The organism is Streptomyces sp. NBC_01235, assembly GCF_035989285.1.
Lineage (GTDB): Bacteria > Actinomycetota > Actinomycetes > Streptomycetales > Streptomycetaceae > Streptomyces.
In genome coordinates this window covers 9,324,680-9,336,600 of record NZ_CP108513.1, presented here as the reverse complement: position 1 = coordinate 9,336,600, position 11,921 = coordinate 9,324,680, and the positions used below count along the sequence as shown (strand labels likewise).

13 protein-coding genes and 1 pseudogene are annotated in these 11,921 nt (G+C 69.5%); 12 read left to right on the top strand and 2 right to left on the bottom strand.

What is annotated here, in order from left to right:
* Nucleotides 1–154 precede the first annotated feature (154 nt).
* Together OG289_RS41950 and OG289_RS41945 are read right to left on the bottom strand one after the other, a co-directional pair.
* Nucleotides 155–364, bottom strand: a complete 210-nt coding sequence (locus tag OG289_RS41950; protein ID WP_327321055.1) for a hypothetical protein — start codon at nucleotides 362–364, stop codon at nucleotides 155–157.
* Nucleotides 363–659: pseudogene (locus OG289_RS41945) on the bottom strand (ATP-binding cassette domain-containing protein); the annotation flags it as partial. The gene OG289_RS41950 and the pseudogene OG289_RS41945, both read right to left, overlap by 2 nt.
* Nucleotides 660–1,179: 520 nt before the next feature.
* Between OG289_RS41945 and OG289_RS41940 the strand changes: the two are divergent.
* From OG289_RS41940 to OG289_RS41885, 12 genes are all read left to right on the top strand, one after another.
* On the top strand, nucleotides 1,180–1,605 hold the full coding sequence (locus OG289_RS41940) for a MarR family winged helix-turn-helix transcriptional regulator (RefSeq protein WP_327319237.1): 426 nt from the start codon (nucleotides 1,180–1,182) through the stop codon (nucleotides 1,603–1,605).
* Between the two features lie 194 nt (nucleotides 1,606–1,799).
* Nucleotides 1,800–2,270, top strand: a complete 471-nt coding sequence (locus OG289_RS41935) for a MaoC/PaaZ C-terminal domain-containing protein (RefSeq protein ID WP_327319236.1) — start codon at nucleotides 1,800–1,802, stop codon at nucleotides 2,268–2,270.
* Between the two features lie 160 nt (nucleotides 2,271–2,430).
* Entirely contained in the window at nucleotides 2,431–3,312 is an 882-nt protein-coding gene (locus OG289_RS41930; RefSeq protein WP_327319235.1) for an LLM class F420-dependent oxidoreductase, read from the top strand.
* Nucleotides 3,313–3,418: 106 nt separating this feature from the next.
* Nucleotides 3,419–3,868: a hypothetical protein gene (locus OG289_RS41925; RefSeq protein WP_327319234.1), complete on the top strand. Its 450-nt coding sequence runs from the start codon at nucleotides 3,419–3,421 to the stop codon at nucleotides 3,866–3,868.
* 1,179 nt (nucleotides 3,869–5,047) lie between these two features.
* Nucleotides 5,048–6,388 carry a jacalin-like lectin gene (locus tag OG289_RS41920; RefSeq protein WP_327319233.1) on the top strand — a complete coding sequence of 447 codons (1,341 nt, stop codon included), beginning with the start codon at nucleotides 5,048–5,050 and terminating at the stop codon, nucleotides 6,386–6,388.
* A gap of 73 nt (nucleotides 6,389–6,461) precedes the next feature.
* Complete coding sequence (locus OG289_RS41915; RefSeq protein ID WP_327319232.1) at nucleotides 6,462–6,794, top strand: SDR family NAD(P)-dependent oxidoreductase; 333 nt, start codon at nucleotides 6,462–6,464, stop codon at nucleotides 6,792–6,794.
* A gap of 5 nt (nucleotides 6,795–6,799) precedes the next feature.
* Nucleotides 6,800–7,021, top strand: a complete 222-nt coding sequence (locus OG289_RS41910; RefSeq protein ID WP_327319231.1) for a hypothetical protein — start codon at nucleotides 6,800–6,802, stop codon at nucleotides 7,019–7,021.
* Nucleotides 7,022–7,074: 53 nt separating this feature from the next.
* Complete coding sequence (locus tag OG289_RS41905; RefSeq protein WP_327319230.1) at nucleotides 7,075–7,281, top strand: hypothetical protein; 207 nt, start codon at nucleotides 7,075–7,077, stop codon at nucleotides 7,279–7,281.
* Nucleotides 7,282–7,538: 257 nt separating this feature from the next.
* Complete coding sequence (locus OG289_RS41900; protein WP_327319229.1) at nucleotides 7,539–8,594, top strand: LacI family DNA-binding transcriptional regulator; 1,056 nt, start codon at nucleotides 7,539–7,541, stop codon at nucleotides 8,592–8,594.
* A 206-nt stretch (nucleotides 8,595–8,800) separates the two neighbouring features.
* Nucleotides 8,801–10,045, top strand: coding sequence for a sugar ABC transporter substrate-binding protein (locus OG289_RS41895; RefSeq protein ID WP_327319228.1), 1,245 nt, complete (start codon nucleotides 8,801–8,803; stop codon nucleotides 10,043–10,045).
* Nucleotides 10,046–10,064: 19 nt separating this feature from the next.
* Nucleotides 10,065–11,045 (top strand): carbohydrate ABC transporter permease, encoded by a 981-nt coding sequence (locus OG289_RS41890; protein ID WP_327319227.1) that lies wholly within the window; start codon nucleotides 10,065–10,067, stop codon nucleotides 11,043–11,045.
* The gene (locus OG289_RS41885) at nucleotides 11,042–11,884 is read left to right on the top strand and encodes a carbohydrate ABC transporter permease (protein ID WP_327319226.1); all 843 of its coding nucleotides are present in this window, start codon (nucleotides 11,042–11,044) and stop codon (nucleotides 11,882–11,884) included. Before OG289_RS41890 ends, OG289_RS41885 begins: the two co-directional genes overlap by 4 nt.
* The last annotated feature ends 37 nt before the right edge of the window (nucleotides 11,885–11,921 follow it).

The window sequence follows — 11,921 nt, the reverse complement described above, 5'->3', positions numbered from 1 at the left end:
AGTCGGGAGTCGGGAGTCGGGGGGCGCAGCCGGAACGGCCGGTATGCCCAATGTGGTGATCCGACTGAGGGACCGCCACGGCCGGTCAGCCGGGCGGCCGCCAGACCGTCGGTGTCCAGCCCGCGCCGGCGTGCGGTTCCCCGTCGGTGCGGTGTCAGTCCGCCGTCTGTGCCGGGCCCTCCGTGACCTTCCGCAGCAGCGGCCTGCTTCCGGCGATCGCGGCGAGCATGGCCAGCGCGCCGACGACCACGCAGATCACCAGTTGCACGGCACCGGTGGTGTTGATCGTGGTGCCGGCCGCCTTGTTGAGCTGCATGGCGCCGAAGACACCCATCGCGGTGGTGCCGCCCGCCAGGACGGCCAAAGGGATGACGGTCTCGCGGACCCGGGCCCGGTCGGTTCTCGCCCAGCTTGTCGATGCGCCCCCAGCCTTCGGCCGGGGGGACCCCCGTCTCGCTTCGCTCGCCACGCAGCAGCACCTGGCCGTCGTCGGGGCGGATGATCCCCGCCAGGGTGTGCAGCAACGTCGACTTGCCGGACCCCGACGAACCCATGATCGCCGGTGAGTCGCGCTCGCGGACCTCGACGTCCACGCCGGCCAGGGCGGTGGTGGAGCCGTACTTCTTGACGAGGCCGTGCCCGGCCAGAACGGTGCTCATGGGGTGTCGTAGCCCTTCCGTGGTGAGGATGCGGCCCCACCCTCGCCCGCGGGCCCGGGCGCGCACCTCGGTCGAACGGCCGGGATCGCGGGCCGGGCCCGCCGAGTCCCTCGGCCATTCGGCTGATCCCGCTGCCGGAACACAGCAGTCCGGGACATGGCGTCTTCCTACCGCCTCTCCGGCAAGGTTGATGGAGCCTGCCGGTGACGTGGTGGCGTCAGCCGGGAGCCCTGGGCCGGTACTTGTCCAGCAGCACGTCGCCCGGAACGCATGCCGGTCCGCACGCCCCCGTCGAGGGCCGTGGTGTGCCGTCCGGTCGGTCTGGGACCAGCACGGCAGCCTGCGCACGAGCCCGCCCCCCACGTGGGGGCGAACACCGTCGCGCGCCCGGCGGCATGTCGGCGAGCCCAAGGGCGCCCTCGGCAGGCCCAGGGCACCCTCGGCGCGCCCGGCCCGCGTTGAGATGAGAGTTGTACAACACATCCTTGACGGTTGCTTCGTACAACTCCAAGATGACGTCATGGCTGTACGGGACGAACCCCTTGACGTGGTCCATGAGGCGATCATCCTGTTCTCCCGCAATGCCAAGGTGCGGGCGAACAACACGTACGACGAACTCTCCTTCGTCGCATACACGATGCTGTCGTACGTGGACACCTTCCCCCAGCCGAGCGCCTCCGATCTGGCGGAGCGGTACGGCCTGGAGAAGTCCACCGTCAGCCGTCAGCTGTCCCGGCTGGAGGAGGACGGCCTGCTGCGCCGTGTGGCACATCCGTCGCGTCCCAGGACCAAGTTGCTGGAACTGACCGACACCGGTCAGGCCTGCCTGGCCCGCGTCAGGCGGCACCAGCGCGAAGGGCTGGAGGAACGGCTCCGCCGGTGGCCGGACGATGACGTCGAGACGTTCAGCCGTCTGCTCCGGCGGTTCGTCACGGAACTCGACTGACGTCCCGGCCGCGCCGCCTCCGACGGGCAACAATCAGCGACTGCGACGAGAAGACGAACGGAGACCCGCATGCGACCGGGCGTGCACGTCCGCCGGTTCACCCCGTGTCAAGGCGCGGCCAGGCTCGGTCCCGAGTGGGACATGCCGCGACACCGCCACGACGACGCAAGGCTTGTGCCGGCATCGAGCGGGCGGTGAGTGCCGTGCTGTACGCCGAGGAGCTTCGGCCCGGGGCCGTGTTCGACCTGGGCAGCGCCAAGGTCTCCAAGGAGGAGATCCTCGAATTCGGCCGTCGATTCGACCCACTGCCCCTGCACACGGACGAGGACGCTGCGGCCGAAAGTCGCTTCGGGGGCATCATCGCCAGCGGTTTCCACACCCTGGCGGTCCTGCAACGCCTCTCGGTGGACACGCTGTTCTCGCGGGCCGCCATCATCGCCGGCCGGGAGATGGGCTCCATACGCATGCGGGCGCCGGTCCGTCCCGAGGACGTGCTGCACGGCACGATGGAGATCGTGGAGGTCCGCGCCCGCGACGACGGCACAGCCGTCGTCCACAGCCGGGGCACCCTCACGAACGGCTCCGGCGCCGTCGTCCTGGAACTCGAGGGGACGACGCTCTGGGAACACCGCCCACCGGGCGGTAGCGGGAACGGCGCGGCTTGACGGCTGATCAGGTGGACGGTTGAACGATGCCGTCCATGACCGCCGGACACAACGAAACCCGGCCCCCGGCACATCCCGGCGCGGGACGCCTCGGACAGCGATCGAAGCCCGGGCGCCGCGAGACGGCGAAGGCTCGAAGAACCACTGAACGGAGACGGACATGCACGTCGGCGTGCACATCAACCGATTCGACCACCCTGACGGAGGGGGTGCGCTGCGCACCGAGCTGGCCGCCGCCGGAGCCGCGGCGGAGGCGGCCGGGGTGAGTCGGCTGTCGGTCATGGACCACTACTTCCAGATGGAGTTCAACGGCGGCGCCGAGGCGCCCATGCTGGAGGCCTACACGGCCCTGGCCTACCTGGCCGCCCACACCTCCACGGTGCAACTGGGCGCCCTGGTCACCGGGGTGACGTACCGCCACCCCGGACTCCTCGCCAAGATCGCCACCACGCTCGACGTGCTGTCCGGCGGCCGGGCCACCCTCGGCATCGGCGCGGCCTGGTACGACCGCGAGCACCACGGCCTGGGCGTGCCCTACCCGCCGCTCGCGGAGCGCTTCGAGCGGCTGGAGGAGACCCTGCGCGTCTGCCTGCAGATGTGGGACCCGGACGACAACGGGCCCTTCGAGGGCCGCTATTACCAGCTCGCCGAGACCTTGTGCGTGCCGCCGCCGGTGAGCTCTCCGCACCCGGAGATCATGATCGGCGGCGGCGGTGAAAAGAAGACCCTGCGGCTCGTCGCCCGGTACGCCGACGCCTGCAACCTGTTCGCCACCTCGCCCGAGGAGGTCGCGCACAAGCTGGACGTGCTGCGCGGGCACTGCGACGAGGCGGACCGCGACTACGACGCCGTCCGCCGGACCCTCACGTACTCCGGAGCGGCCGCCACCGAGGAGGACCTGGACACCTTCAGCCGTGACATCGAGCCCTACGGCAAGCTCGGCATCGACACGGTGATCATCTCTCCGCATCTGGGCGCCACGTCGCGCTGGATGGAGACCTTCGCCGCCCCGGCCGTACGACGACTGGCCGAACTGGGCTGAGGCGGATCGGGAAGCCGGCCGTCTCCTCGCAGGCGGCCGGTTCCGTCCTACCCGGCCGCCTGCGCGGGAACAGCTCACGGACGAACCAGCGGGCGAAGCTCGCGAGGTGCGCCGCGTCGATGAAGAGGAAGCCCGCGGTGTCCGGGATCTTCTCCAGGTTCTCCCCGGCGTCTCCCTGCGTGAACGCCCCTTTCCCGGTGGACAGTTGCTCGCGGACGTTCCGCACGACGTGGTCCACGACGTCGTACGAGCACAGGTGGCCCGTGCCGTGTCCTTCAGGGCCCGGAGCATCCAGGTGGTGGACCGGCCCTGGAAGCCGGTCACCGTCCACACGGACCACGCCGGCAAGCGGTATCTCACCCTCACCCACCCGAAGCGGCCCGGCACCGTCTCCTTCCGGGCATCCCTGACCGACACCGACGGCAACACCGCCACGGAGAACATCCACACGGCGTACCGCACTGTGCGCCAGCCACGGGCGGTCAGTGCGCGCTCGACGTTCAGGCCCTCGGCGGTCGCGTGCACACTGCGGGACGCGCCGGCGGCGAGACGGTAGTGGGGCGCCTTCCCGGCCGCCTTGTCGCTGTCCACGAGCTGACCGGTGCGGATGTTGAAGAGGAAGGACTCGTCGGCGCCGCTCATGTCGCCGCACAGCTTGGACATGAGGGTGTCGGTGTTGAAGGGCTCCTTGCCGCGGATGTTGACATCGGTCGACGGGTTGGCGTCGGCCGCGGGAGGCGGTGGCGACCAGGCCGGCGATCGCGGTGACGACGGCCGCGCAGGCCGTCGCGTAGCGCTTGACTGTGTTGGTCACTCGTCTCTCGCTTCTGTGCCCTTGGGGTCATGGACGGTGGGTCCCGACGAACGGGAGCGCGAGTCGGACCCCACCGCTGTGCACCAGGGAACAGAGCGTGGTTCAGAGTGGCATCACAACCGGATCAGAGCCTGCTCAGAAACGCGGCGCGCAACTGGTCGACGACTGCGTCCGCACTGGCGTCGGCACCAACCGGGTCGAGGGCCCCACCGTCTTCACGGACAACGGCGGGCACGTCTGGTGGGTGTTCATGGACGAGGCCGCCGGACGTGGCTGCCTCCCCTTCCACACCGACAGCCTCACCGCACCCGACTGGTCGCTGCCGAGCGACTACCAGCCCCTCACGGCCTCGACAGGGAACGGTGTTGCCCGTCACCGCCGAGGAACTTGCGCGGGTGCGCGCCGCGTATCCGAACCCCTGAGTTCGGTTCGGACATGCCTGACGGCCCGCCACAAAGCCGCCAGGCAGGTTCAGTTGGCCGCCGCGCCATTGAATGAAGTCGACCGCAAGAGGAAGTCGGCCGCAAGAAGAAGTCGGCCCTCGGAGAAATGACGTCGAAGGCCGCCGTAGCAGCCGGCAACTGAAGCTTTCAAGCACTCTTCATTTAGCCTTCAGGCGATTCACCTCTCCGTCCTCGCCGCCCAGTCGGGCGGCGAGGACGACGAACGGCACCATGCGACAGCCCTGCTGCCGGTCCGCCCCGATGGGCGCTTGAGGCTGCGGAAACGGAGCGTGCCCCCACTTCCCGCACGTAGCCGCACAGCTGCCATGAATGCTCAATGGCGAGGTCCCGAACCGCCCATGTATGGCAGGCGATTCCTTTGAAAGCACGCCCAAACCCTCGACAAGTCCGGGGTAACCGGCGGTAACTTCTGCCATGTTCTCGCAACAACCGCTTTCCCCCCAGGAGGCACACCCTCATGCGCAGACTTCTCGCCTGCCTCGCGGCGGCCGCCGCCACCCTAGGCGGGCTCACCGCGGCCGCCCCCTCCGCCGCGGCCGCGGACTCGGGCACCCTCAGCGTCCTCAGCTACAACGTGGCCGGCCTGCCCGAGATCCTCTCCAGCGCCTCGACACCGCGCGACACCAGCACCACGGCGATCGGCCAGCGCATCGCGCCGTACGACATCGTCCACGTCGAGGAGGACTTCAACTACCACTCCTACCTCTACGCGGCCGACACGGCCCACGCCTACCGCACCCCCACCAGTGGCGGCGCCGGCATCGGCAGCGGGCTCAACACCCTGTCCAAAATCCCCTACGACACCGACGACTTCGAGCGCGTCCACTGGAACTCCTGCCAGGTCGACTCGGGCGACTGCCTGACTCCCAAGGGCTTCACCTTCATGCGCGAGCGCCTCGCCGAGGGCGTCTACGTCGACTTCTACAACCTGCACACCAACGCCGGCACCAACGACGGCGACGAGGCCTCCCGCGCCGACAACCTCAACCAGCTCACCGCCTTCATCAAGACCCACTCCGCCGGCAACGCCGTCGTGGTGATGGGCGACACCAACACCCGCTACACCCGCAGCGCCGACACCATCGCCGAGTTCGGCGCGGCCAACGGCCTCACCGACGCCTGGGTCCAGCTGATCCGCGGCGGCACCCCGCCGGCCAAGGGCAGCGACGCGCTGGTCTGCGACCAGTCCGGGGCGACCGTGCCCAACACCTGCGAGGTCGTCGACAAGGTCCTCTACCGCAGCAGCAAACTCGTCTCCCTGAACGCCACGTCGTACAACAACGAGCACGCCAAGTTCCTCACCGACGACGGGCTCATGCTCTCCGACCACGACCCGATCACGGTCGGCTTCTCCTGGTCGCGCAACGCCGCCTTCCAGCTCAGCGACCAGTTCGGCGGACCGCACGGCGACTACTACAACGACATCGACAGCGTCCCGGCCGGCGCCCGCGCCACGACCGTCGCCCTGCGCTCCGGCTCCCGCGTCGACCAGATGAGCCTCACCCTGGCCAACGGCACCACGCTCGCCCACGGCGGCACCGGCGGCACCGCCTCCTCCCTCACCCTCGGCAGCGGCGAGTACGTGACGACCGCTCAGCTCTGCCAGGGGACGTACAACGACCACACGCGGATCTTCTACGCCAAGTTCACGACCAACCTCGGCCGCACCCTGGCCGGCGGCACCACCACCTCCGACTGCGTCACCCGCACCGCCCCCTCCGGCCGCCAACTCGCCGGCTTCCACGGCCGCTCCGGCGACGAGGTCGACAAGATCGGCTTCATCTACACCCAGCGCTGACCTGTGCACGCCGGGGCGTGCGACCAAACGCCCCGGCGTGCCACAGAAGAGAGACAGGACGACTGACGCGCACATGGTCAGCGCCCCCTGGCCGATCCTGGTCAACGCCCCCGCCTCACCGACCCAAGAGGCCTCGGCCCGCTCGGTGACGGACCTCGTCGACGACGACCTGCGCAGGGAGATCGAGACCAAGGTGCTCGGCTACCTGCGCTTCGCCCGCGCCGTCGTGCCCCACATGACGGCACAGGGGTGGGGGCGGATCATCGACATCAGCGGACTCACCGCCCGCCGGACCGCAGACACCTTCGGATCCGTCCGCAATGTCGCGGTGGCGGCGATGACGAAGAACCTCGCCGGCGAACTCGGGCCCCACGGCATCAACGTGACGGTCGTGTCCCCGGGCTGACCGTCATGGAAAAGACCCCGCAGCTGATCGCGGGGGTCGCGGCCGCCCAGAGCATCAGCGAGTCCGGGGCACGGTCGAGGCTCGCGGCCGGGACGTCTCTGCGACGCCTCATCACGGCGGCCGAGGTCGCCGACGTCGTCACCTTTCTCGCGTCGCCGCGCTCCATCGCCGCCTGCGGCGACGCCGTCGCGGTCGGTGGAGGAGTCCCCGGTCCCATTCACTACTGACCGTCTCGACGCAGGGCGAGGCACCGGCGCGGGTCCCGCCCGACGGCACTGTCGTGGACAAGACGATCTCCCAGGACACCGGCGGCAAGAACACCTGGGTCTCCCTGGGGTCGTACGAGTTCCACGGCACGCCGAGCGTCACAGCGGTCAGGACCCGCGACACTTCGTCGAACCGGTTCGATGAAGCTAGCATCGAAGAAACCGGCCAGCAATGCCCCGCGACACGGATTCCTTCGGCCGCGCACGGGCGGCCCTCCTGACGGGTTCAGGGTGTTCCCATCCGCCGAATCCGACACCTGACCTGCTGGCGACCGGGTGCACACCCGGACACGCCAGGCATTACACCTCCGCACGCTGACGTTTCCGGGCCGTTACGAGAAATTCGGCGCGAGGCGTTGACACTCGTTCGGGTTACTCCTACCTTCACTTCACGCGAACCGGTTCGACGATCGGCAACTGGCCGATTTCGCCCCCTGGAATCATCGAACCGGTTCGACCCACCTCGGCAAGGAGTCCCGTGAACATCGGTGAGATTGCCAAGCGGGCCGGTGTCTCGCGGAGCACCGTGTCCTATGCCCTGAGCGGGAAGCGTCCCGTGTCCGAGGACACCCGTCAGAAGATCCAGCGGGTCATCGACGAGCTGGGCTACCAGCCCAACGCGAGTGCGCGGGCCCTGGCCAACGGCCGGACCAACACCATCGGTCTGGTCTTCCCGCCGGCCGGGAACCACTACACCGGCATGCAGCTGGACTTCATCGGCAGCGTCACCGAGGCCGCCGCGGCGTACGACTACGACGTGCTGCTCTCTCCGAGCGGTGCGGACAGCGACCGCTCGTTCCAGCGGCTGCTGGGCGAGCGCCGGGTCGACGGCGCGATCCTGATGGAGATCCGGCTGCAGGACGACCGGCTCGACCACCTCACCGCGGTGGACTTCCCCTCCGTCGCCATCGGCCGCACCGCCCACCCGGAGGGCGGCTGGTGGGTGGGCCTGGACCATACGGCGCTGGCGGCGGCCTGTGTGCACCACCTCGCGGACCTGGGCCACCGCAGGATCGCCTTCGTCAACCGGCCCGAGCAGCTCCTGCGGGCCGGGTACGAGTCCGCCCACCGGGGTCTCGACGGGTTCACCAAGGCCGCGGCGGAACGCGGGCTGACCGTCCGGACGTACTGCTGCGGGGACGACGCCGCCTCGGGCCTGGCCTGTCTGGAGCGGATCCTGCACGACGACCCCGCCGCCACGGCCCTGGTCACCTTGAACGAAGCCGCGCTCGGCGGCCTCTACCGAGGGCTGGCCCAGGCCGGCCGCCAGGTGCCACGTGACTTCTCCGTCACCGGGGTCGTGGCCAGCAGGTGGGCGGAGACGGTGACCCCGCAGCTCACCGCGGCGGACGTGCCCGCGGAGCAGATGGGCCGCCTCGCCGTCGACCTGCTCGTCGAGCGGCTCGACCACCCCGACACACCGGCCCGGCACCACCTCCTCGCCCCGCCGATCTCGCTGCGGGCCAGCACCGCACCCGTCGGCAGCACGCCCGCCGGCCCCGCTGCCGACGTCGGCGCTTCGACACACCCCTGAGCGTCACCCCGCAGCTCTCCCCTTCACCCTCCGCACCCCGCACCCCGCACCCCGCACCCCGCACCCCGCACCCCGCACCCCGCACCGGCCGACCGGGCAACTCATCGCCCGGTTCGGCGAGCCCAGCAGCCCCCAATCACCCCTCCCAGGGCACACCTGTGCCGATCCCAGGGCACACCTGTGCCAAGAACCATGAGGAACACGCCATGAACCGATCTGCCAGACGGCGTATCACCGCCGCAGTCCTGACCGTCGTCGCCGTCACCGCCGGCGCCACCGCGTGCTCCTCCGGCACGGGCGGTACCTCCTCGAAGGCCGCGGACGGCGGTACGTACACGATCTGGGACCCCTACCCGCAGTTCGACAAGAGCTCGGCGTGGGCGAAGCTGCTGGACGGCTGTGGCACCGAGGCCGGGGTGAAGATCAAGCGGACCGCGTTCGACACCAGTGACCTGACGAACAAGGCGCTGCTGGCGGCACAGCAGGGCAACTCCGCGGACGTCCTCATCGTCGACAACCCGGTGGTGTCGACGCTGGCGGAGGCGGGCGTGCTGACCTCGACCGACGACAACAAACTGGACGTCTCGAAGGTCATCCCCAACCTCCTCGCGGCCGGCCAGTCGGGCGGGAAGACGTACGGCACGCCCATCGGCGCGAACACCCTCGCCCTGTACTACAACAAGGCGGTGCTGAAGAAGGCCGGCGTGGACATCTCCTCGGTCAAGGACTGGCCGTCGCTGACCGCGGCGCTGGCGAAGGTCAAGGAGGCGGGCAAGAAGGGCATCACGTTCTCCGCGATCGGCACGGAGGAGGGCAGCTTCCAGTTCCTGCCCTGGTACTGGGGCTCCGGAGCCGAACTGACCGCACTCGACTCCGACCAGGCCGTCTCCGCGCTGTCGCTGTGGAAGAACTGGCTGGACAAGGGCTACGCCCCCAACTCGGTGATCAACAACACGCAGACCACCAGTTGGCAGGAGTTCGCGAGCGGCGACTACGCGTTCGCCGAGAACGGCACCTGGCAGCTGGCCAATGCCGAGAAGGCCGGCTTCGACTATGGAGTCATCCCCGTCCCCGCCGCCACGGGAGGCGACGCCGCGGCCCCGACCGGCGGTGAGTTCGTCACCCTCCCGGTGCAGGACGACACCGGCCGCTACGCCACCTCGCAAAAGCTCGTGTCCTGCCTGAGCAACAGCCAGAACCTGCTCGACACCGACACGACGCTGTCCTACGTGGCGCCCACCGCCGAGGTCCAGGACAAGCAGGTCGCGGCGAACGCCAAGCTCAAGCCGTGGGTCGCGGCGGTGAAGGCGGCCAAGGGACGCACCAGTGACGACCTGGGCACCAAGTACCCCAAGATCTCGGAGCAGTTGTGGAAGGCGGTCCAGTCCGCGCTCAGCGGATCGGCGTCGCCGAAGGACGCGCTCGGCTCCGCACAGTCCGCCGTCAAGTAACCAGGACTCCGACCAGACGATGAAGCAGATCCAGTTGCCGGACCGCCGGCCGGTGCTCGACCGGGACGGGGCGGCGACCGCCGCCCCGTCCCCGGACCGCACCACGGCCCGGCGCCGTCCCGCCTCCCAGCAGTGGGCCGCCTGGGCGTTCCTCGCCCCGGTCACCCTCTACCTCGGCCTGTTCTACGCCTATCCCCTCTACCGCAACCTCGACCTGAGCCTGCGCGACTACACCGTCCGCTCCTTCGTCCGGGGCGACGCGCCGTTCACGGGTCTGGAGAACTACCGGACCGTCTTCGACGACCCGACGTTCGCCCCGGCCCTGCTCCACACCGTGGTGTTCACCGCCGTCTGCCTGGTCTTCCAGTACGCCATCGGCCTGGCCCTCGCGGTCTTCTTCAACCAGCACTTCCGGCTGTCGGCCACTCTGCGGGCCCTGTTCCTGGTGCCGTGGTTGCTGCCGCTCATCGTGTCGGCCTCCACCTGGTCGTGGATGCTCAACAGCGACTCCGGCATCGTCAACGCCACCCTGCACGCACTCGGCATCGACCCGTTGAACTGGCTGACCTCGCCGTCCTGGTCCCTGACCTCGGTGATCGTCGCCAACATCTGGATCGGCGTCCCCTTCAACCTGGTCGTGCTCTACAGCGGCCTGCAGTCCATCCCCACGAGCCTGTACGAGGCGGCGGCCCTCGACGGGGCGAACGCCTGGCAGCGCTTCTGGCGCATCACCTTCCCGCTGCTGCGCCCGGTGTCCGCCATCACCCTGCTGCTGGGCCTCGTCTACACGCTCAAGGTCTTCGACATCATCTGGATCATGACCAAGGGCGGCCCGGCGGACTCGTCCACCACCTTCGCCACCTGGTCCTACCAGCTCGGCTTCGGCAACCTGCTGCCCGCCTTCGGCCCCGGCGCGGCCGTCGGGAACCTGCTCGTCGTCGCCGCCCTGGTCTTCGGCCTGGTCTACCTCCGAGTCCAGCGAAAGCAGGCGCTGTCATGACGAGTGCACAGACGGTCCTGAACCGGCGCCGCCGTACGCGGGGAAAGACGGCCATCGGCCTCCTGCTGACCGCGATCATGCTCTTCCCGGTCTACTGGATGCTCAACGTGTCCTTCACCCGCGACCAGGACATGCGCAAGAGCCCGCCGGACCTGTTCCCCGTGCGCGGCACGCTGGAGGGCTACCGGGCCGTCGTCGACCAGCAGTTGCCCTACCTCGGCACCAGCCTCGTCATCGGCCTCGGCACCGTGGCCCTGACCGTGGCCCTGGCCGCGCCCGCCGGCTACGCGCTGGCCAAGCTCCGGCCACGCGGCGGCGACCTCCTCAGCTTCGTCCTGCTGGCCGCCCAGATGATCCCCGGCATCATCATGGCGATGGGCTTCTACGCCATCTACCTCCAGCTCGGCCTGCTCCAGTCCGTACCCGGCCTGATCATCGCCGACTCCACGCTCGCCGTTCCCTTCGCGGTGCTGATCTTCACCGCGTTCATGTCCGGCATCCCCGGCGAACTGCTCCAGGCCGCGACGATGGACGGTGCGGGAACGGGGCGCACCTTCTGGTCGATCGTCCTGCCGATGAGCCGCAACGCCGTCGTCACGGTGTCGCTGTTCGCGTTCCTGTGGTCCTGGTCCGACTTCGTGTTCGCCGGCACCCTCGTCAACGGCGGCGCCCACGAGCCGATCACCCTCGGCATCTACCACTACATCGGCAACAACAACCAGGAGTGGAACGCCATCATGGCCACCGCCGTCGTGGCCTCGCTGCCCGCCGCGGTCATCCTCGTCCTCGCCCAGCGTTACGTCGCCGCCGGCGTGACCGCAGGAGCCGTCAAGGACTGACCGGAGCGCCCGCACGCGGCGGAGCTCCGCACGAGCC

What these genes read in the sequence shown, in the direction of transcription:
- OG289_RS41940 (WP_327319237.1), top strand. Translation starts at nt 1,180, where the DNA reads ATGGCTGTACGGGACGAACCCCTTGACGTGGTCCATGAGGCGATCATC.
- OG289_RS41930 (WP_327319235.1), top strand. Translation starts at nt 2,431, where the DNA reads ATGCACGTCGGCGTGCACATCAACCGATTCGACCACCCTGACGGAGGG.
- OG289_RS41920 (WP_327319233.1), top strand. Translation starts at nt 5,048, where the DNA reads ATGCGCAGACTTCTCGCCTGCCTCGCGGCGGCCGCCGCCACCCTAGGC.
- OG289_RS41915 (WP_327319232.1), top strand. Translation starts at nt 6,462, where the DNA reads ATGGTCAGCGCCCCCTGGCCGATCCTGGTCAACGCCCCCGCCTCACCG.
- OG289_RS41910 (WP_327319231.1), top strand. Translation starts at nt 6,800, where the DNA reads ATGGAAAAGACCCCGCAGCTGATCGCGGGGGTCGCGGCCGCCCAGAGC.
- OG289_RS41895 (WP_327319228.1), top strand. Translation starts at nt 8,801, where the DNA reads ATGAACCGATCTGCCAGACGGCGTATCACCGCCGCAGTCCTGACCGTC.
- OG289_RS41890 (WP_327319227.1), top strand. Translation starts at nt 10,065, where the DNA reads ATGAAGCAGATCCAGTTGCCGGACCGCCGGCCGGTGCTCGACCGGGAC.
- OG289_RS41885 (WP_327319226.1), top strand. Translation starts at nt 11,042, where the DNA reads ATGACGAGTGCACAGACGGTCCTGAACCGGCGCCGCCGTACGCGGGGA.